Genomic DNA, 20,528 nt, shown 5'->3' with positions numbered 1-20,528 from the left:
CATTCGCAGAACCCTTCGCTGCCGCTCTTCCCTACGCAGCAAAAAAAGCCCCGGTTCTAAGGGGGGAAGAACCGGGGCCAAACAATTGTCCGGGTGGGGGACACCGGACAATTAACCCGTTTAGGGAGAAAACGGGGAGCGCTAAGCGCTCACAGGATAAGACTAAACTGCCTCAAAAAAGTTCACTCCGACATTACGCGATTTATGAATCCTTTTATTTCAATCACTTAGGCCACAGCCCTCCTTAAAACAAGAAGCGCGTCAGCGGAATTTGCCTTCCATCGGGCAAAGTGAGGGTGGCCGTGGTGGTGCTGGTGAATTGCAATGCTACCGCACCGACATTAGTGGGCGGCTGGCTAGGCGCTTTGTAAGCCCCGGTCAAGGTCTGGCCGTTGGCAAACTGGAGCCAACTGCCTTGGTAGAGCGTGGGTGAGGTCATGCCGCCTGGCGAGACATACCAGATCGGATTTCCGCTGCTATCGTACATATAACCCGCCATAAACAGGTTATTGCCCTGCACCTCGATGGCAAAGCCGCGCCCGCTTTCGGCCTCATTCCACCACCAGCCGGACTCGGGCTGGAAGCTGGGCGAGCCTGAGCCAAAGGGGAACCGCTCGATGGGCATGGTCCCGCCCGGCCAGGTTAGCGTGCCGTGGCTGGCATCGCTGAATTGGAGAGTGATAGTGCCTGCAGAGCCCGTTGGTGTGTTGGATTTATATTGGCCGGTAAGGGTCTGACCGTTGCCAAAGGCCAGCAGCGGGCCGCTGTAGGTGCTGACGTTGGTCATGGGGCCGCCGGAGACGAGCCAGGTGGCGCGGCCGTCATCGGCATACAGGTAACCGGCCATGAACAGGTTGTTGCCCCGCACTTCAATAGAGAAGCCGCGGCCGCTCTGGTCGGGATTCCACCACCAGCCGGGCTGGGGCAGGCCGGAGTCGCCCAGGTAACGGGCTAGGACGAAGTCGCCGTCAGTGGCGCTGCTATTGTAGCTGGTGCCTACCAAGACCATCTTGCCGTCGGGTTGCAGGACAGCATCTCTCGAGGCATCAATACGTCCAAAGTCGGTGGTGCGCTTGCCACCGGTACCGAAGCTGGTATCCAAACTCCCGTCAAGGTTATAACGCACCAAGGCGAAGTCGGCGTTGGTGGTGGTTCCTGTAGCGCCTGCCGCAATAATTTTCCCGTCGGGTTGAATGATAAGACTACCAGCTCCATCGAAGGAGCCAAAGTCCGTTGTCACCTTTCCGCCCGTGCCGAAGCTGGTATCCAGACCGCCACTGGAAGTATATCTTGCCAGGGCGAAATTGCCCAACGTTCCTCCCGCACCGCCAGAATAACCCGCCGCGACAATCTTGCCATCAGCTTGCAGTTTGATGTCAACCGCTTCGTCGAAACCGCCGAAGTCGGTGGTGACGCCGCCGCCGAGTCCGAAGCCGCTGTCCAGCGTGCCGTTACTGTTATAGCGAACCAGGGCAAAATTGGCGTCACTAAGGCTGACGGTAGCAGTAGCCCCCGCAGCCAAAATCTTGCCGTCAGGTTGCAGCACCAAGGCGTCAATAACTTCAACCGCTCCAAAGCTGGTTCTCTGCAGGCCCGCGACACCAAAGCTCAAATCCAATGTACCGTTCGGGTTATAACGCACCAAGGCGAAATCACCCAGGTTACTGGGAGTGGTAGATAATCCGCCAGCGATGAGCTTGCCGTCCGGTTGTAGGGCTACGGCATAGGCGAGATCGTATCCGCCGAAGTCAGTGACGAGCTTGCCGCTTCCGCCAAAGCCGCTGTCCAGACTGCCGTTAGGGTTGTAACGCGCCAGGGCAAAATCACCGCTGCTGCCGTTAATAGTGTAGCCTACTACTATAATCTTCCCATCTGGCTGAATCGCAACGGCCTGAGCCACATCCTCTGCTCCAAAGTCGGTGGTCACCCGGCCGCCTGTGCCGAAGCTGGAATCCAGGCTGCCGTCGGCGTTGTAACGCGCCACCAGAAAGTCCGTGCCGTTCTCCCCCACCACCACAATCTTGCCGTCGGGCTGCAGGGCCACTGCATTGGCCTCGTCCGAGCTGCCGAAAAAATTAGTGACGACCTTGCCGCCATTGCCGAAGGAGGGATCAAGATCTCCCGGCGCGGCGTAGGCGCATAATGGCGCCAACGCAGTGAGAGTCAGCATCAGAAGAGTTGATAAGCAGCGTGATGGCATTTGGCTTAGAGCATATCCATAAATAGTTCCCCTGTGTCCCTTGCGGTGAAAAAGCTTCACCGCGGAGGACGCGGAGGAGAAACAAATCCTTCTTGATTCCTCTGCGCCCTCTGCGGTAAATTATTTATGGATAAGTTCTTAGTCTCATTATGTGAATTCCGTTGCCTAAATTGTGCCTTGGGCGCCTGCCAACATCAATGCGCCTCATCCCAATTATTTCCTACCCCAATATCCACCACCAGGGGCACTGAGAGCTTTGCTACTTCGGACATCAAGCGCCGGATCGGCTCTCTGGCCTGTTCTAAGGCCTGTTCGGCGACTTCAAAGACCAGTTCGTCGTGCACCTGCATGATCATCCTGGCGTCTAAGGCCTCACTATCCAGCCACTCCTGCACGCGCAGCATGGCGAGTTTGATGATGTCGGCCGCGGTGCCCTGCATGGGGGCGTTGATGGCGGTGCGCTCGGCGTATTGACGGCGCTGCGCGTTGCTCACGTTGATCTCCGGCAGATACAAACGGCGGCCGAACAGGGTCTCGACATAGCCGAGCTTGCGGGCCTGTATGCGAGTCTTATCCATGAAGGCCTGCACGCCGGGGTAGCGCCTGAAATAGCGGTCAATATAGTCCTGCGCCGCGGCGCGATCCACACCGAGTTGGCGGGCGAGACCGAAGGATGACATGCCGTAGATCAAGCCGAAGTTGATCGCCTTTGCGCTGCGCCGCTGTTCGGTGCTGACCTCTGCGAGCGGCACGCCGAACACCTCGGCGGCGGTGATCTGGTGGATGTCGGCCGCCTCGGCGAAGGCGCGTATCAACCCCGTATCGCCGGACAGGTGCGCCATGATGCGCAACTCGATTTGAGAATAATCGGCGGCGAGAATTTTGTAACCCGGTTCGGCAGTAAAGGCCTGGCGGATACGCCGTCCCTCCTGGGTACGGATGGGAATATTCTGAAGGTTGGGATCGCTGGACGAAAGCCGGCCGGTCGCGGCGACTGCCTGTTGGTAGCATGTGTGTATACGGCCGGTGCTGGGATTGATTTGCTCGGGCAACGTATCCGTGTACGTGGATTTGAGTTTACTGAGTGCGCGGTGTTCGAGTATGAGTTTGGGCAACGCATAGTCCAGGGCGAGTTCCTGCAACACCGCCTCGGCGGTGGAGGGTTGACCCTTGGGCGTCTTCTGCAACACCGGCAGACCCATCTTATCGTAGAGAATCTCCTGGATCTGCAACGGCGAGCCGAGATTAAACGGCTGCCCTGCAACGTCGTGGGCCTGCCGCTCAAGTTCCTGCAAGCGCGCGGCGAGTTCCTGGCTTTGCTGGCGCAGCATCGCGGCGTCTATCCGCACGCCGCTCAGTTGCATCCGCGCCAGCACCGCCGCGAGAGGCATCTCGATCTCGGCGTACAGTTTATGCAGGCCGGGCAGCGCGATGATTCTGGGCCACAGGACTTCATGCAGCCGCAACGTAAGCGCGGCGTCTTCCGCGGCATGGGCGGCCGCCTGTTCGATGGGGATTTGATTGTAGCTAAGTTGCTTCGCGCCTTTGCCGGCGAATTCCTCGAAATTGGAACGCCTGCCGCCGAGATATTTGTAGGCGAGTGAATCGAGGTCATGCCGCGTTGCGGTGCTGTCCAGCACATAGGACTCCAGCATGGAGTCGTAACAAAGGCCCGCGAGCTTGATGCCGTGATTGCGCAGCACGCACATCGCGTATTTGAGATCGTGTCCGAGTTTCGGCAATGCTGCGTCCTCAAGCAAAGGGCGCAGACGCTCAAGCACATCATTCAGCGACAATTGCTGCGGAGCATCGGCATAAATGTGGCCCAGCGGAATATAAACGGCCTCATCAGGCCAGGCAAAGGAAAGACCGACGATCTTGGCCTGCATGTAATCGCCAGTGTCCGTCTGTACACTTATACAAATGAGCGGGGACTGTTCCAGCTTGGCAAACCACTCATTGAACTGCGTGGGGTTGGTGATGATTTGCACGGGTGAGGGGTGAGGGGCTTGAAACCTGTGAGGAGTGAGGAGTGAGGAGTCATCACGCCTAACGCCTAACGCCTCACCCGCACCCCTCGCGCCTAACGCCTCACCTTTTTCTAACTCCTTGAGCCAGCCCTTGAATTCCAGACGGGTATACCACTCGCGCAAGGTTTCCAGTTCCGGGGAACGCCGCTTAAGACCGGTAACGGACACAGCGAGCGGCACATCGCATTTGATGATGAGCAACTCGCGTGACATGGGCAGTTGGGGCAATGCGGCGCGCAGATTCTCGCCGACCTTGCCCTTTATCTCACCGGCATGCGCGATGATGTTGTCGAGCGAGCCGTATTGCTTCAACCATTTCACCGCCGTCGTCGGTCCCACCTTGGCGACACCGGGAACATTGTCCACCGGATCTCCCACCAGGGTGAGATAATCCACGATCAGGTTGGGTGGAATGCCGAACTTCTGCTCCACACCGGCCGGATCGAGCACCTGATTCGACATGGTGTTGATGAGCGTGACGTGTTCGTTGACAAGCTGAGCAATATCCTTGTCGCCCGTGGATATCAGAGCAGGAATACCCTGCGCCGCCGCCTGCGCGGCCAGCGTGCCGATGACATCGTCGGCCTCGACGCCTTCTATCATGAGCATGGGTAACCCCAGCGCCTGTATAATCGCGTGTAACGGTTCGATCTGAACGCTCAGATCATCCGGCATACTGGGCCGGTGCGCCTTGTATTCAGGGTAGAGGTCGTCGCGAAAGGTCTTGCCCTTGGCGTCAAACACCAGCGCGACGTAGTCGGGGTCGTAATCGGCCAGCAGCTTGCGCACCATGTTGATGACGCCGTACGCCGCGCCCGTCGGCTGACCCTTCGAGGTCATCAACGGCGGCAGCGCGTGAAATGCGCGGTAGAGATAAGACGAGGCGTCTATCAATACCAGGGGTTTGATCTTGCTCATAGTGGGGCTGTGGCGTGAAGATTTTTTAATGAAGATGCTAGTCTAATGCAAAACCGCGGCCTCAAACATCTGTTCGTGCGTTGCGCACAGGCGCCGGTGCGGCGCTGGCATATCATCTATCCGCTGGCGATGATGGCGTTGCTATTTTGGCTGTCATCCATCCCCGGCACTCTCTATCCCGATGACCCGCTCGTATATCGGTTGTTTGTATGGGTGCCGCCCAACGTGCAAAACCTGCTGCACGTTCCCGTGTTCGGCGCGCTCGGCTGGCTCGCGGGTTGGGCGCTGCAAGCCTGGACGCCGAGTGTCTTCGCAGCGGTCGCCACTGCCTTTATCTGGAGCGCGGGATACGGCGTGCTGGATGAGTGGCATCAATCCTTTGTCATCGGCCGCTATAGCTCGCTTTCCGATGTGTTGCTGGATATGGCGGGAGTAGCGCTGGGATTATGGCTGTTCAAGCGGGCGCGTCAGTCCCTTAAAGCCGTGGTGAAGCCTGAACTTTAGGCGGATGATAGGCCTTGGTAAAATACAAGGGTCTGCTTTTGGTCTCGTCAAACATGCGCCCAAGATATTCGCCTATTACGCCGAGCGTGAGGAGCTGTATCCCTCCCAAAAACAACACCACCACCATCAATGAGGGATAGCCTTGCACGGGGTCTCCGTACACCAATGTTTTGTAGATCACCCTGACCGCGTAGATAAATGCCGCCAACGACGTGAGCACTCCTATATATGACGCCAGCTTCAGCGGGGCGATGGTAAACGAGGTGATACCCTCCAAGGCCAAATTCCACAGCCGCCAATAATTCCATTTCGTTTCGCCCGCAAAGCGCGGATCGCGGCGGTAAGGCACGGACTTTTGCGGATAACCTATCCAGGAGAACAGGCCCTTCATGAAGCGATGCTGTTCCCGTAATTGTTTGAGCGCATCCACCGCCCGGCGGCTCAGCAGACGGAAATCGCCGGTATCCGCCGGAATCTTGACCCGGCTGACTTTCTGAATCAAGCGATAAAAAGCGCCTGCGGTCGCCTTTTTCAAATAGGTTTCACCATCTCTCGCGACACGTGTCGCATAGACCACATCGTAGCCCTCATGCCACTGCTTTATCAGCTCTGGAATCAATTCCGGAGGATCCTGGAGATCTGCATCTATCACCACCACCGCCTCACCCAGGGCGTGATCCAATCCGGCGCTTAGCGCAATCTCCTTACCAAAATTGCGGCTCAACTCGACGACCGCGACTCGCGGGTCCTGCTCCCTCAACCGGTATAACACCTCCGGCGTATTGTCTGTGCTTCCATCGTTGACGAAAACGATCTCGGCGGGAATGCCGAGGGTGTCCAAGACTTTGGAAAGGCGGCTATGGCATTCCTGCAACACCGCCTGTTCGTTGAAGGCGGGCACGACTACCGACAGCAGTATGCCGGCAATCGCCGTTTGCCCCGGCTTAATATTTTGTTCCATGGCCGGCTCCCTTGAAAGTCCATAATCTGTTGCCTAAAAAGGTCCAAATCAATATGACGCCGGTGGCGATCACCTGACTCAACAGATAATGCAGCTTAAAAAATTCAATCGCAACGGCCATCATCATGGAGTTTATGGCGAGCCCTATAAAGGCAATTGCAAAAAACTTCAGTATTGCCTGCTTGTGAGGGATATCGCTTTTGAACGTAATCCGGTAGTTTAGGAAGTAATTGACGAAGCCCCCCACAATGAAGCCGTGAACAGAAGCCGTCACCGGATCGAATTTGAGGAATTGAACCAGCAGAATCAGCGTAAGGTATTGGGCGGCGGTTCCTATCGCGCCGACCCCTGCGTAGCGGATAAACTGGGTTATAAGATTTAGAGGGACGCCGTCTGCTGAGAAACCAAGGGCTGTTTTGGATGCCTTAGTTGGCTTTGTTCCCACACTCACCTCACCCCGTCAGACACCTTACCTATCTTTCACTACTGAACGCCGGCGGTATTATAGCACTTTGCTGCGTCTTGGATCCTGCCTGACAACAGCCTTGGTATCTCCATCACAGCAATCAGCAGCAGAAAATAAAATAGCAGCATAAGGCGCGGCGCATCAAGCGGGCTGTTAACCGCCCCCACCACCAGCATGCCCCCAAGCGCGGCCAGGACTGCACCGGAAAACAGTTCACCCTGACGCATTCTACTCACCAACCTCATCAGAGCGGCAATGACTAACAACCCGGTTGCCACTACGCCTATCCAGCCTTGCTCAAAGAATAGATGCAGCCAGAGATTTTCAATGTGCCAGGGCCAGTGATTATCGGTCGAAAACAACCAGCGTGCGTTTCCTTGGGAAAAATCGCCGTTGCTGATGAGATCAACTCCGTCCGGTCCGATGAGTTGCACATTATCCACATCCACCACCGTATGTGATTGCGGAACGTAGAGCGACAGTTTGACCGGACGGCGCAGGAACCACCAGCCGGCACCGGTCTCGCCCGAATCAAAGGCGATGGCATGCCGCTCCCAGCCCGGATTCGATATATTTTTACTGAGCCACACGCAGCGGTAAGAATACAGTAATCCTTTCTCGCACACCGGCGCGGACAATAGCGCCCCGGGAGTTGTACTGCGGGCGTCGAAGGACAAGAGGTAATGCTGGTGCGGATTCAGCGCGGCAGCCTGATTGAGGTAAAGCGCATCGCCGGAATACAGCCGCAGAAAAATATTACCGTCTTCCGTTTCGTAGCGATAGGTGGCCAGCATGACTCCTTCGGAATTTTTTTTGGAATAGATGCGCGGATAACTGCCGAGCCCCATACCGAACCATTGCGTCAGCCCATCTTTATCCATCATACGCAGTGCGTCACTCCAGTGTGCAGTTCTGATACCGATGTCTTTGCCGGTTTGACTGAAACGCGCTTGCATATATCCGCCTTGATATACCGCCAGCGCCGCAATCCCTATTGCCGTCGCCACGGCGATGAGGGCGGCGGCTCTCGGCATTTTTGCTTCCTTGTGTCTGATCGCTTGCAGCATAGCGGCCACGCTCATGATAGTCGCTGCCACGGCGAATGCCAGATACGCGCCTCTGGAGTAGGTAACCAGCAGCACATAACCGCCGAGGCAGAACAACAGCAGCGCAGCGCCACGCGTCCACCCATCTCGGGTGGTGATGAGCCAAAGCGCGACAAACGGCAGTGCGGCGTTGAGATAAGCATCTATATAGGCCCCGCCGACGTGCATCCCAGAAAAAGTGGCACTGATGCGGTAATCGCTGGTGAAGTCAAATAACCCCGGAAAAACCAGTCTCTCCCACAGCGCCACAGTGGTTACGGCAAGCAAACCCAGCACCATACCAGCTGTAAAATGTTTACCAACCTCTACCCCTTGCCTCACGGCATGCAGCCAGAGCGGGAGCAGCGCCACGGCCCAGACAAAACCTTTAAGAATCCTGACGGCGTTGTAATGACTGTAATAGTTAGAAAAGGCGTTGGCATCCAGCGCTTGCCAAGGCAAAAGTCCGATCAGCGCACTGATGCCATAAGACGCCACTGCAAATAAGAGCAATACCACAGAGATTTTGGATATATCCGTATGCCATTCACTGGGGAGCCTCCATAGGCCTACCGCAAGCGTGACCAGGACGAAAAGATCAAATTCATCCAGAAAGAACCATCCTGACCAGGGCGCCAGGTCCAACACGGGGAGCAGAGCGGGAATTACGATCAGCCAAAGCGCCGGCCGCCGCCATAGTGCCAACCCATACAAAATCAGCGCCGCCGCCAACCAGACAGGCTTCAGCGGATAATACAACAGAGCAGCGGGGACAACGGCAGCCGCGAGCAGCGCCACCAGGCGTAATGCCATGCGCCCTAGATCGAGGCCCTTAGCGATGTGATGCGCCATGACATCGGCCTTGACCGCCGACATCTTATCCGGCCCTTGCGTAAACCAGCGGGCTATCCTATCAGTGAGTATGTAGGCAAAGCCCGCCGCCAGTGCAGCGATGAGAAGATCCGTCGGATCAGGCCGTTTAGCTTCCAGAAACAACCGGCTCGACTCCATCAATAGCGCGATGAACGCGCCGATCAATCCTGCCGTCACCCCGCCAGCGTTTCCGGAATAATGAACACGGCGTTGCGACCAAGCCCAATAGCCGAGACCCGCAGGCAGATACATCGCTACAGTGACCAGGAGGCTACGCAAGGCTGTGGTTTCGCTCGTGTAGTAGTGATAATAAAACGGGATGAATCGCAGCGTATCGAGCTTGGCAAGCGCCTTCTCGATGCTGATCCAATCAGCTCTGAACCAACCACTGACCAGCGCCAAGCCGAGCAAATATAAGGGCAGCATCAACAACACGGCTGGGCGTAAATAGCCCTCCAAACGCCTGAAATTGGCCACACTGGCGAAATTGAATAGCTTTAATCCGGCCGCTACGCCTACGGCGCGTGTCAGCACCGAAATACCTTCGGTGACGCCTGAAGCAAGGAAGAATTGCAGCGTCTCAATGACCAGACCGAGCAATGCACCGAGCAATAATGCCGGAAACAATCCGTGGCGTGGTTTAGCAAGGTACTTGCCAAACAATGCTCCCAATGGCGCCACAGCAGCGGCTTCCGCCATGAGTTTAATCAGACATAACAACCGGCTGTTACAGGATGCGGGCCAAAAACTCACACTGTCCGCGGCATGCTCTAATTTCCAGGAAATCTCCGAGGCCGACACTAAAAAGTCATAAGGGAACACACTGATGATGAGATAACCAAGAGCATACAGCACCATCAGTGCGCGCATAGCATTGGCGCCCCCCACGGCCACTTCAACCCCCAGCCGCGTGAGTCTTTTGCCGGTTACCTGCCATAGAAAAATCCCACTCGCTGCACCCAATAATTCAGCGATGAGATCGTTGAGCGACACGGTACGTGGCGGAAAAAATTGCTGGCTGAACTCCACGCCAAGGGCAATAAGCGCGGAAAAGGCGAACACCAACAGGGCGGCAACAAGGGTTCCAATGAGTGACCTATTCCTGCTTCCCAGCAAAGCTGCACCTATGAATCCCAGCGGGATGTACAACAGAATGTTCGCCACCCAGTCGGCGCGTGATCCAACCCCTAATCGCAAATAAGGGATGTTGGTAAAAGACCGCCATGCCTCGGCGAGAGGATGATAGTGGAAATCCAGCGGCACAAGACTGCCGTATATGACAAACGCCAGATAGATCAAACCGGCATAGAAGAGCCGGCGGCTCGGTATCAGAGCGTCGCTCCGAGGCGCTAAGTGGTTAGGCTGTAGCTTGCCCTCTGCAGTCACTTTGTACCAAGGTTGACGCGGAACCCTGCTCAACATACGGATCTGCCTGATCGAACAGAAGATGAAACCTCTGCGCTCTTCAAGGCCGTCATGGACGCGAGCGTAGACAGGATTACAATCAGCGGCAGATGATGACGGCTGCCGCTTTCAAAGACACTGTCTATCGCAAAGAAATAGATCACACTCAACATCAGCAGGATCACTGCCGGGTTATCAGCCGCGCCGGTGCTGTGGTAACGCCGAAGCATTATCAATAGAAGTATCCATATCGCCAGCCAATAGGCGTTACTCAGCGCCTTAATGAGCGGATAACGCAAATCCGTTATCCCCAGACCTCTTTTCAGTGTTTCATAGACGCCGTTCGCGTCGTCACCCAGAAACAGGATTTGTTTTTTCACGGCGAGCACGAGAAATGACGCAGGATTTGCCACGATCCATTCCTTGGCCCATTGATAGCCCAGTTTGTTGCGCTCTATTTCACCGTATTGCCACAGGTCACGTTCACCCACCGGTGTATAACCACCCGTCGCGAGCGGATTATTGGCCCTATAAAAGACATCGCCGCCATTAGTGGAAATCAACACGGGGGCATTAAAAATCGAATAATTTCTGACCGCCCATGGCGTAATGACCACGCTCATACCGAGCAATATTATGGCCATCCTTATGGCAGATTTACTCCACTTGTCAGAGGTCAAATATTCATATAGTGCAAGCACGGCAGGAAACAACAGCAGGGAGGGCTGTGTCAAACTTGCAAAGCCCAGCGTAGCGCCTGTTAGCAATGAAAATATCCCGCCCTGTTTGACCGATCGGGTGCTATACATATATAACAGCAGCGCTAACGGCAACAAAAGCACCAGCAGCATCTCTTTGCCCGCCACAACGGTGGAGAAGATGGCGTTTGGCCACAGTGCGACAATGAGCGTCGAGAACCTCGCCACCGCCTCGTTGAATAGCAGTTGCGCCAGTCTCCAGGCAATCAGGATACTCAGGGAGTAGGCGAGAAGATTGATCAAAACAATGACCCACGTCTTGGCGCCCGTCAACATGAAAACGGCATAGAGGGCAAAGGGGTATCCCGGTGGCCAATAGGCATAATTTCCTACGGCGTCACGATAATAACCAAACTTCAGCAGCCTCTCCGCCAGACCAAAATACGTTGCGCCATCGGAACTGAGCGGCGCCGGAAAGCTCACTGCCCACATATATCTCAACAATACCCCCATCACTATCAACGATATCAACCACACGGTTACGGGTATTCTCGTCAGATTATGAATGGGACGTTGTATCAGAGCTGCCAGCCATGAATGATGCCTCCAAACAAAAAACAGCAGCAAACCGGCTGCAGCGGCGCCTGAGACCGTGCCAAGGGAACTTATCTCCCCCCCTAGGAGGGTTAAACTCAATTTTGGGATGCTGAATAGGGCGAGCACGATGATGCCGGCAAATACCCAAAAAATGCTCGTATTTAAAAATATTTTTTTCATTATGCGCAGCCCTTCAAATATAGAGGTTGCCCGGCATGCGTTATCCAATTAGAATTAAGTGGATAACAATGTGATTTTACTAGTTTTCATCTGTAATAACTTGACGATGTCGCCTAGAGGGCGCCTAGAGCCAGCCACGCGATCCGAATAGGTAACATATAGAACCTCATGACTGCCCTCCCCTCTCCCCACGGCGGCAAACTGACCGAGTTGTTAGTCTCTCCGGCAGAGGCGGCTCAATATAGGGCCGCCTCCAAGGATTTTCCCTCCTGGGATCTCACCGCCCCCCAGCTAAGCGATCTTGAACTCTTGCTAACCGGTGCGTTTTCACCGCTGATAGGGTTCATGAATCAGGCCGACTATGCAAGCGTGCTCCAGCACGGCCGGCTTGCAAATGGCCTGCTCTGGCCGATACCTATTATGCTCGATGTGACGGAAAAATTTGCCGAGGGGCTCTCAGCGGGCCAGCCCATCGCATTGCGCGACCCGGAAGGCGTTCTGCTTGCCGTGATGCAGGTAACGGACATCTGGAGACCAGATAAGTCATTGGAAGCCACACAGATCCACGGTTCTCGGGATAACAGCCATCCCGGAGTGCATTTCCTGCTGCATCAAGTTCATCCCGTTTACCTGGGCGGCCGTGTCTTCGGCATCGAACTGCCGGCCCATTATGATTTCATTCATTTACGCCTCACCCCGAGAGAAGTGAGAGAGGCGTTTACTCGCGCCGGCTGGCGTAAAACAGTCGCCGTACACACGCAGCAACCCATGCACCGCGCTCAGATTGAAGCAGCCGCGTTTGCCGCCAGGATGGCCGAGGCAAATCTCTTTATCCATCCCGTAGCGGGACCATCGAATCCGGGGGACGGCGGGCATTACACACGCATACGTTGCCATGAACAAGCATTAAGATATTATCCGGAAGGGAGCGCGCTGCTATCATTGCTGCCGCTGCCACTGCGCCATGCGGGCCCGCGTGAGGCGCTATTGTTCGCCATCATCCGCAAGAACTTCGGCTGTTCCCATATCCTCATGATGGACTCGGCGGGGGGCATAACTGAACATTCGGATCAGCCGCTTTCCACCCATCAAGTCGCTCCCGGCGTCCTGCCTCTGACGTACAGGGAAGAACTAATGTCGCGGGAGGCAGGACGCCGGGAGCGACCCACGACATTAGTAGAACCCTTCGCTGTCGCTCTTCCCTGTACGTCAGAATTAGGCATTGAGATTTTGCCTGTACACAACATGCTTTACGTGGAAGAGCGCGCGGAGTATCTCCCCAGCGATCAGGTAAAACCAACGCAACGGGTCCTCGCTCTTTCAAATACCGAATTGACGAGAAGGCTCGCGGAGGATCTGGAGATTCCCCCGTGGTTTTCCTACCCGGAGATCGTGGCGGAGTTGCGCAGGATTCATCTTCCGAAATATAGACAGGGCGTTACCCTCTTTTTTACCGGCCTGTCCGGTTCGGGAAAGTCCACCATCGCCAGGGCGCTGCTCGCCAAGCTGATGGAGCTCGGAAACCGCTCGGTGACGTTGCTGGACGGCGACGTGGTTCGTAAACACCTCTCTAGCGAACTGGGATTCTCGCGCGAACACCGGAACTTGAACATCCTGCGCATCGGTTTTGTGGCAAGTGAAATCACCAAGCACGGCGGGATTGCGATTTGCGCGCCAATTGCGCCTTATGAAGCGACGCGCAGGCAGGTCAGGGAGATGATGTCTGCCTACGGCGGCTTTATCGAGATCTATGTTTCCACCCCGCTGGAAATCTGCGAAAGACGCGACCGCAAGGGCCTCTACGCCAAGGCCAGGGCGGGATTGATCAAGGAGTTTACCGGGATCAGCGATCCCTATGAAATACCCCAAGATGCAGAACTCGTCATAGACACCCAGGATTACTCTCCCCTGGAGGCGGCGCAACTGGTGTTGAACAAATTGGCCATGGAAGGCTATCTGCGTTAATGCCGCATCATATTCCAGTCACTATTTTCAAACAGGCAGAGACCTATTTTGCAGATGTGGTATAAATTGGGACAATCGTAAATGTCGGTATTAAAACCCCATACCGAGCTGTTTACAGGGGCGCAGCTTGCATTATGGCCGGACCTGGCCCAGGTTCCGCATGATTTTGTCTTGTATGGCGGAACAGCCCTGGCAATCCGATTGGGTCATCGAGTATCTGTGAAGCAATGGGGCCTCTAAAAATGAAAACCGAGCCTATAACAGACTTACATAGGGTTGCGTCCAGGCTGTTCTGGTGGAAATCACCGGAGGATGCACTAAGCGATCCGCTGCGCTTTCTTGCACAGGTCATGATCTACGGAACAGCAGAAGATGTCATCATTGCCAAAAGATATTTTTCGAATAAAGACTTCCTGGAAGTGTTGAAGCAGCCCCCTGCGGGGACGTTTGACGCGCGCTCCTGGACTTATTGGAACCTGATGCTTGATAAGTATCCTCCAGCGCCATTGCCAAAACGGCACTCTGTAGCGGCGTAAGCTGAAAAATAACCCTTTCTCAAAATCTGATCATTATCACCGTTGTTTATAATACTCAGGAAAACATGATCAACGTCATCAAAAACATCGCAGACTACCGTGAGCTTATAGCCGTACTCGCCTGGAAGAACATCGCCGTTCGCTACAAGCAGTCCTACATGGGCATCCTTTGGGCTGTGCTCAAGCCCATTGTACTGGTGCTCATCTTTATGATTCTGCGCAGCATCGTCGGCATCGACAGTGGCGCCATCCCCTACCCCGTGCTCACCTATTCGGCATTAACAATCTGGATCTTCTTCCAGGAATCCGCCTCGGAAGGGGTCACCAGCGTAGTCGGCAACGCCAACCTCATCCGCAAGATCTACTTCCCGCGTGAAGTCTTTCCGCTGACCAGCGTGATTACCAAATTGGTGGAACTGTCCATCAGCCTCTTGATACTCGCCGTTCTCATGGCCTGGTATGGCATCGTCCCCACCTGGCAGATCCTTTGGCTGCCCTTGCTCGTGCTCTACGCAATGCTGGCTGCCCTCACCATCGCCTTCATCGGTGCAGCCCTAAACGTCTATTACCGCGACGTAGCCACCGCCCTGCCTGTGCTGCTCTCCCTCATGATGTACATGTCACCGGTGATCTACCCGCTGGCGCTGGTCAAGGACAAGTTACTGGTACAACAAGCCGCCGGCGAATGGTCCAACACGCTCTATACCCTGTTCACCCTCAACCCCCTGGCCGGGCTGATCGACGCCTTCCAGAACATCTCCCTGCGCGGCCTCCCGCCGGATGCCGGCGCCCTCCTGCCCGGCCTGGCGCTCACACTGGCACTGTTGCCATTCAGCTATCTGTATTTCAAACGCGCCGAATCGTATTTCGCGGACGTGATTTGACGGCAGGGAAAGGCAGGGATTAGGGGATAGCGATTGGGCATTGGATAAGAGCAATGGTGCAAAGCTACAAAGAGCTGATCGCGCATCAAAAGGCTTACCAGCTCGTACTCGCGGTCTATGAATTGACGGGTTCTTTTCCCCCGGCGGAGCTTTACGGACTGACAGCCAGATGCGGCGTAGCGCGGTATTGATGCCGTCAAACATCGCGGAAGGCCACATGCGAGGAACTAAGGAATACGTTATGCCCTTTAAACTACCCGCTACCCGCCATTAACTAATCGCTATCCCCTATTCGCTATTTTATTGTGTTTTGGCGATTGATGTTATAGAATCATCGCATCATGACATCAATTTAAGGAGACATGAAATGAGAACAACACTGGATATCGATGAAGACGTTCTGGTGGCGGTGAAGGAGCTCGCCAGGCGTCAGAATTTGTCGGCTGGGCAAGTGGTGTCTCAGATGCTGCGGAAGGCGCTGACCGGTCAGGCCGGGCAATCCACGGCCCCGGAAGATGCAGGTTCGGGAGCTCAAACTGTCGCGGGGTTTCGCCCTTTCCGGGCGGGTAAGGCTGTCGTAACGAACGATGCGGTCAATCGCCTGCGGGAAGCTGAAGGCCTGTAGTGCGTGCCTTGTTGGACGTTAACGTCCTGATCGCGTTGCTTGACGGCAGTCACCTGCATCATGATCTTGTAACAGATTGGCTTGCCGGCCATATTGATGAAGGTTGGGCTTCGAGCCCAATCACTCAAAACGGATGTATCCGTATCCTTTCTCAGCCGGGTTATCCCAATCCGGTTCCCGCCGCAGCAGTGGCCAAGCGACTTGCAGAAGCGGCCCAGCACCCGTCTCACGCATTCTGGGCTGACTCCATCAGCTTGTTGCAATCTGGATACCTGATGTGGGAGCGGATTCTGAGTTCTCGGCATGTAACCGATGCCTATCTGTTGGCGCTCGCCGTCCAGCAAGGCGGGCGTTTTGTCACCCTGGATCGGGGTATTCCCCTTGATGCCGTTGGCAGGGCATTGCCTGAGCATCTCGTGGTCATCTCTTAATCTGTTTACGGGGGAGAAAAGCGACATGAAATGCCCTGAACCCACAGTTTGACAGATCGTTATGAGAAGGTTATCCTCCTCTTGTCTTTCCTAATATCCTACCTTTGGATGATGCAATGAAAAGTAAGGTTAGTCTTACTATAGACGAAGACCTCTTGCGTTTTGCCGAAAGCGCTATGCCCGGCAAGAATCGCAGCGCCAAAGTGGAGGAGGCGTTACGCCGCCTGAAGCACTTCGCCGAAGAGGGGGCAATCCGAAATGAACTTTCCAGCTACTATTCCCGCCTGAGCGTCAAGGAGCGGGAGCAAGAGGAACAAGAGTTTGCCTTCTGGCGTGATCTGGGTAACAACGCTCCACCAGGCGCCGATACATGAAGCGTGGCGAGATATGGGTAGTGCAACGGCCTGAGTACCCGAAACCGCGGCCCGCCGTGATTTTATCCATTAACCCTATCAATGATCTGCACCCTGATGTCATCGTAGTGCCTATTACCGGAAAACCCGCACCGTTGCGCCCGCATATTTCAGAACCATTCCTGGACAAGGCAAGTTACGTCAAGTGTGAGACGGTAACAGCCGTATACAAGGGCCTCTTAAAGCAGAGACTGGGTATGCTGTCGGCCCGCTCTCTGGCAACTGTCGAGAAAGGTGTAAAAACCGCTTTGGGATTAACATGATTAGTCTGCAAACGCAGCAGATCCCGACGAAGGACATAGATCTGGCGGAAAAACGTTTAAAGGAGTGGCATCGTGGCGAAACGTAACCCTTATACCGGTTCTGACTTTGACGACTTTATTAAAAGAAGAGGGCGTCTATGAAGAAGTGCAAGCCAAGGCGCTCAAGCACGTGCTGTCCGAGCAGCTCGAAGACAGCATGCAAGCGGCTAAGCTGACCAAGGTCGACATGGCGCAAAAAATGGAAACGAGTCGATCTCAACTCGACCGGGTGTTGGATCCCAACAACACGTCGATCCAACTGGATACGCTCATCAAAGCGGCCAGGGCGGTTGGCAAGGTTGTCGAAATCAAAATCAAGAAGGCGCCAAAACCTTCTCACGCCTGACCGATCATTAGCAACACCTTAGTCGAGGACGAAGATGCCGCTCGCTATTACGCAGGGTGTCCAGGTGCATCCCTTGGGTCAGCCGAGAAAACTATGAATGCTCGTTTATCTCATTTTAAGATCCCATCAGTCTTGGAAGATATTTATAACACAGAGCCCGACCATCAAAAAACTCAAATGACCGGCAACGTATGGCCTACACGCCACCGACTAAGCGCTATGCACTATCCGCCATACCCTTTAAACTACCCCCTATTCATTAATAACTAATCGCTATAAGAACCGAGAATTGGTGTCTGACCATTTGACTTGAGAATAGTGGAGGTATGGTATGAAGACGGTCGATCGCATTTATGAGGAAGCAAGAGCCATACCCGAAACGGTGCAGAGAGAAGTGCTCGATTTTGTCGAGTACTTGGTGCATAAACTTCAAAAAGAAAACGCTGGCTGGTCTGAGCTATCCGTGGCTGCGGCGTTGCGTGGTTTAGAAGACGAAGTGTGGCCTGAGTATCGGAACGAGGATATGAAGGAGAAATGGCAGTGACACGTCCAGGGAAGGATTATAGGGAGCCAAGTAGGGTGCATTCCATGCCACACAAAACGGTGCGTATAACGCGCCCGTGTGACTAACCGCTAACTGCTAATTACTGAATTAAAATGTCCATCATCGAAGTCAGCCACGTCACCAAGGAATACGAGCAGGAGCAACTCACCAGCCTTAAGCAGACGGCCCTGGACGACAGCACCAGAAGCTGACTCAGCCTCGAACGCTTTTGCAGGAGCGGCTTTGGCCGCGAAAACCGAGAGCCGGGTGCCTGACCTCACTCAACACCCCTCGACAATGCGCATTTTGCACATGTTACTAACATTCTGATAAAATTCAAAAATTAGTTCCCGGTTTAGGAGTTGCGCATGCCAAGTTCTCAGTGGCAGCTTGAACGTTACGACTTGCATCACGACCTTTAAATGAAACTTACCTCCGTGCTTCGAACATTCGCGTTTCTACTGATTGCGTCATTGATCGCTGGGACAACTTACGCCCAGGATAAGATCGATTTTCACAACGGCCGCGAGGTCGCGGCCAACGAAGTTCTCGTAAAATTTGCGACTCCGCGTAACGAACCGGACGACAGCGTCAAGCAGACCGAAGATATCGAGGTGAGTGAAAGAATAGGGGATGGCGAGGTTCATCGTTTGCGTTCGCGCAGCAAGAAAGTTGACGCCCTCATCAAGAGCCTTAGGTCGCGTCCCGATGTTGTTTTTGTGGAACCGAACTACATCGTCCATCTCTTCGATATCCCCAACGATCCGAGCTTCCCCAGTCTATGGGGGCTTCGGAATACCACCACTCTCGGCGCCGACATCAGCGCTGTCCCGGCCTGGGATATTTCGGTCGGCTCCGCGGCCAACGTCGTTGCGGTCGTCGATACGGGGACCGACTACAGTCACCCGGATATCTCTGCCAACATGTGGTCGGCGCCGACGTCGTTCAGCGTCAGCATTGGCGGCGTGACGATAACCTGTGCGGCCGGCACTCATGGCTTCAATGCGATCATTCGCACCTGCGATCCGGCTGACGACAATAATCACGGTACTCATGTCACCGGCACCGTAGGAGCGGTTGGAAACAACGGCATAGGTGTGGTTGGCGTCAACAGAGTTGCGCGCATCATGGCAGTGAAGTTCCTCGATTCTACGGGCAGCGGCACGATTTCCGACGCGATTGACGCAATCGAATTTGCGATTCAGGCGAAGAACGCATTTGCGCCGACTGGCGCAAACGTCCGGGTTTTATCAAACAGTTGGGGCGGCGACGGCTTTTCGCAGGCGCTGCTAAACGAGATCAATCGCGCCAACGCGGCGGACATGCTGTTCGTCGCGGCTGCCGGCAACTCGGGAACGAACAACGATACGACTCCGGCATATCCGGCGAGCTACCAGGCCAACAATGTCATTGCCGTCGCGGCGACCGACATCAACGACAATCGAGCGTCATTTTCCAATTACGGGGCACTGACCGTGGATCTTGGTGCGCCGGGTGTGAGTATTCTGTCGACAATCCAGGGAAACCGGTACGGCTATATGAGTGGCACCTCGATGGCGACGCCGCATGTATCGGGAGCAGCGGCCTTAATCCTTTCCCGATGCTCACTAAGCACCTCACAACTTGTCACCAATATTCTCGCCAATGTTGCCCGCGGCCCCCAGCAATCTTGCTGCCAGCGCCTCTCCCAGCGGGCCGATCAACCTAAGTTGGACGGACAACAGCAACAATGAAAGCGGCTTCAAGATCGAGCGCAAGACCGGGGTGGCCGGCGCCTATGCCCTGATCGCCACCACCGCGGCCAATGCGCTGAGCTATGTAGACAGCGGGCTGGCCGTTTCCACCACGTACTACTATCGCATCAGCGCCACCAATGCCTCGGGTGACTCGGCCTATTCCAACGAAGCGAGCGCCGCCACCGCTGCGACGGCTTCGATCAACGTGGCCCTCGCCGCCAATGGGGGAGTTGCTTCGGCTTCAAGTACCTATTCGAGTGGCTATCCTGTGCAGGCGATCAACAACGGGGATCGCACCGGAGCCAACTGGGGTGCGGGCGGAGGCTGGAATGATGCGACTTATAAGGTTTATCCCGACTGGGTAGAGATCGATTTCAACGGCCTCAAATCAATCAGCGAGATCGATGTGATCACCGTCCAGGACAACGCTCAGAGTCCGGTTGAACCGAGTCAGGCGATGAGCTTCAGCCTCTACGGCATCACCACCTTCGACGTTCAATACTGGAACGGCTCTGCCTGGGCGGCTATTCCCGGGGGTTCGGTCACCGGCAACAATCAAGTCTGGCGGCAATTCACCTTTGCAAGCATCAGCACCGGCAAAATCCGGGTGCTTGTCAACAACTCAGCGTCCAAGGACTGGAGCCGCATCGTTGAACTCGAGGCGTATGGGGTTAGCACCCCCGTGACTGTGCCCGCGGCCCCCAGCAATCTTGCTGCCAGCGCCTCTCCCAGCGGGCCGATCAACCTAAGTTGGACGGACAACAGCAACAATGAAAGCGGCTTCAAGATCGAGCGCAAGACCGGGGTGGCCGGCGCCTATGCCCTGATCG

Annotated in this window: 17 protein-coding genes and 2 pseudogenes; 13 read left to right on the top strand and 6 right to left on the bottom strand. The window is 55.1% G+C overall.

Going from position 1 to position 20,528, the window contains the following annotated elements:
* Positions 1-244: 244 nt before the first annotated feature.
* Complete coding sequence (locus HY028_11360; protein ID MBI3345430.1) at positions 245-2,170, bottom strand: hypothetical protein; 1,926 nt, start codon at positions 2,168-2,170, stop codon at positions 245-247.
* A gap of 224 nt (positions 2,171-2,394) precedes the next feature.
* On the bottom strand, positions 2,395-5,148 hold the full coding sequence (gene polA / locus HY028_11355; protein ID MBI3345429.1) for a DNA polymerase I: 2,754 nt from the start codon (positions 5,146-5,148) through the stop codon (positions 2,395-2,397).
* A 45-nt stretch (positions 5,149-5,193) separates the two neighbouring features.
* Here polA and HY028_11350 point away from each other — a divergent pair, with 45 nt between their 5' ends.
* Positions 5,194-5,652: a VanZ family protein gene (locus HY028_11350; GenBank protein MBI3345428.1), complete on the top strand. Its 459-nt coding sequence runs from the start codon at positions 5,194-5,196 to the stop codon at positions 5,650-5,652.
* Here HY028_11350 and HY028_11345 read toward each other — a convergent pair.
* The 4 genes from HY028_11345 to HY028_11330 are packed head-to-tail and all read right to left on the bottom strand — an operon-like array spanning position 5,624 to position 11,964.
* Positions 5,624-6,613, bottom strand: coding sequence for a glycosyltransferase family 2 protein (locus HY028_11345; protein ID MBI3345427.1), 990 nt, complete (start codon positions 6,611-6,613; stop codon positions 5,624-5,626). The two genes, HY028_11350 and HY028_11345, sit on opposite strands and share 29 nt — an antisense overlap.
* A complete protein-coding gene (locus HY028_11340; GenBank protein ID MBI3345426.1) occupies positions 6,597-7,058 on the bottom strand; it encodes a GtrA family protein in 462 nt (153 codons plus the stop codon). The genes HY028_11345 and HY028_11340 overlap by 17 nt, the downstream gene beginning before the upstream one ends.
* 38 nt (positions 7,059-7,096) lie before the next feature.
* Positions 7,097-10,459: a VanZ family protein gene (locus tag HY028_11335; GenBank protein ID MBI3345425.1), complete on the bottom strand. Its 3,363-nt coding sequence runs from the start codon at positions 10,457-10,459 to the stop codon at positions 7,097-7,099.
* Complete coding sequence (locus HY028_11330) at positions 10,453-11,964, bottom strand: glycosyltransferase family 39 protein (protein MBI3345424.1); 1,512 nt, start codon at positions 11,962-11,964, stop codon at positions 10,453-10,455. The genes HY028_11335 and HY028_11330 overlap by 7 nt, the downstream gene beginning before the upstream one ends.
* A 120-nt stretch (positions 11,965-12,084) precedes the next feature.
* Here HY028_11330 and cysC point away from each other — a divergent pair, with 120 nt between their 5' ends.
* From cysC to HY028_11270, 12 genes and pseudogenes are all read left to right on the top strand, one after another.
* A complete protein-coding gene (cysC, locus tag HY028_11325; protein ID MBI3345423.1) occupies positions 12,085-13,881 on the top strand; it encodes an adenylyl-sulfate kinase in 1,797 nt (598 codons plus the stop codon).
* A gap of 242 nt (positions 13,882-14,123) precedes the next feature.
* Positions 14,124-14,417 (top strand): hypothetical protein, encoded by a 294-nt coding sequence (locus HY028_11320; protein MBI3345422.1) that lies wholly within the window; start codon positions 14,124-14,126, stop codon positions 14,415-14,417.
* 65 nt (positions 14,418-14,482) lie between these two features.
* A complete protein-coding gene (locus HY028_11315; GenBank protein ID MBI3345421.1) occupies positions 14,483-15,301 on the top strand; it encodes an ABC transporter permease in 819 nt (272 codons plus the stop codon).
* A 53-nt stretch (positions 15,302-15,354) separates the two neighbouring features.
* Positions 15,355-15,575 (top strand): annotated as a pseudogene (locus tag HY028_11310) (four helix bundle protein).
* Between the two features lie 93 nt (positions 15,576-15,668).
* A complete protein-coding gene (locus HY028_11305) occupies positions 15,669-15,926 on the top strand; it encodes a hypothetical protein (GenBank protein ID MBI3345420.1) in 258 nt (85 codons plus the stop codon).
* Positions 15,926-16,357, top strand: coding sequence for a PIN domain-containing protein (locus HY028_11300; protein ID MBI3345419.1), 432 nt, complete (start codon positions 15,926-15,928; stop codon positions 16,355-16,357). Before HY028_11305 ends, HY028_11300 begins: the two co-directional genes overlap by 1 nt.
* Before the next feature lie 116 nt (positions 16,358-16,473).
* Entirely contained in the window at positions 16,474-16,731 is a 258-nt protein-coding gene (locus HY028_11295; protein ID MBI3345418.1) for a hypothetical protein, read from the top strand.
* The gene (locus HY028_11290; GenBank protein ID MBI3345417.1) at positions 16,728-17,033 is read left to right on the top strand and encodes a type II toxin-antitoxin system PemK/MazF family toxin; all 306 of its coding nucleotides are present in this window, start codon (positions 16,728-16,730) and stop codon (positions 17,031-17,033) included. The genes HY028_11295 and HY028_11290 overlap by 4 nt, the downstream gene beginning before the upstream one ends.
* Before the next feature lie 72 nt (positions 17,034-17,105).
* Positions 17,106-17,418, top strand: a pseudogene (locus HY028_11285) (XRE family transcriptional regulator).
* Between the two features lie 331 nt (positions 17,419-17,749).
* Positions 17,750-17,962, top strand: a complete 213-nt coding sequence (locus tag HY028_11280; GenBank protein MBI3345416.1) for a DUF2281 domain-containing protein — start codon at positions 17,750-17,752, stop codon at positions 17,960-17,962.
* A gap of 422 nt (positions 17,963-18,384) precedes the next feature.
* Positions 18,385-19,695, top strand: coding sequence for a S8 family serine peptidase (locus HY028_11275; GenBank protein MBI3345415.1), 1,311 nt, complete (start codon positions 18,385-18,387; stop codon positions 19,693-19,695).
* The coding region (locus HY028_11270) for a fibronectin type III domain-containing protein (protein ID MBI3345414.1) at positions 19,607-20,528 on the top strand (922 nt) is incomplete at its 3' end. The genes HY028_11275 and HY028_11270, both read left to right, overlap by 89 nt.

The sequence above is a fragment of the Gammaproteobacteria bacterium genome (assembly GCA_016195665.1).
GTDB lineage: Bacteria > Pseudomonadota > Gammaproteobacteria > SURF-13 > SURF-13 > JACPZD01.
This window is presented reverse-complemented; position numbering and strand designations above follow the sequence as displayed.

Excerpts from the sequence above, each read along its gene's own strand:
- HY028_11295 (MBI3345418.1), top strand. The coding sequence starts at position 16,474 with ATGAAAAGTAAGGTTAGTCTTACTATAGACGAAGACCTCTTGCGTTTT.
- HY028_11345 (MBI3345427.1), bottom strand. The coding sequence starts at position 6,613 with ATGGAACAAAATATTAAGCCGGGGCAAACGGCGATTGCCGGCATACTG.
- HY028_11305 (MBI3345420.1), top strand. The coding sequence starts at position 15,669 with ATGAGAACAACACTGGATATCGATGAAGACGTTCTGGTGGCGGTGAAG.
- HY028_11315 (MBI3345421.1), top strand. The coding sequence starts at position 14,483 with ATGATCAACGTCATCAAAAACATCGCAGACTACCGTGAGCTTATAGCC.
- HY028_11290 (MBI3345417.1), top strand. The coding sequence starts at position 16,728 with ATGAAGCGTGGCGAGATATGGGTAGTGCAACGGCCTGAGTACCCGAAA.
- cysC (MBI3345423.1), top strand. The coding sequence starts at position 12,085 with ATGACTGCCCTCCCCTCTCCCCACGGCGGCAAACTGACCGAGTTGTTA.
- HY028_11335 (MBI3345425.1), bottom strand. The coding sequence starts at position 10,459 with ATGTTGAGCAGGGTTCCGCGTCAACCTTGGTACAAAGTGACTGCAGAG.
- HY028_11280 (MBI3345416.1), top strand. The coding sequence starts at position 17,750 with ATGAAGACGGTCGATCGCATTTATGAGGAAGCAAGAGCCATACCCGAA.
- polA (MBI3345429.1), bottom strand. The coding sequence starts at position 5,148 with ATGAGCAAGATCAAACCCCTGGTATTGATAGACGCCTCGTCTTATCTC.
- HY028_11360 (MBI3345430.1), bottom strand. The coding sequence starts at position 2,170 with ATGCTGACTCTCACTGCGTTGGCGCCATTATGCGCCTACGCCGCGCCG.
- HY028_11350 (MBI3345428.1), top strand. The coding sequence starts at position 5,194 with ATGCAAAACCGCGGCCTCAAACATCTGTTCGTGCGTTGCGCACAGGCG.
- HY028_11275 (MBI3345415.1), top strand. The coding sequence starts at position 18,385 with ATGAAACTTACCTCCGTGCTTCGAACATTCGCGTTTCTACTGATTGCG.
- HY028_11320 (MBI3345422.1), top strand. The coding sequence starts at position 14,124 with ATGAAAACCGAGCCTATAACAGACTTACATAGGGTTGCGTCCAGGCTG.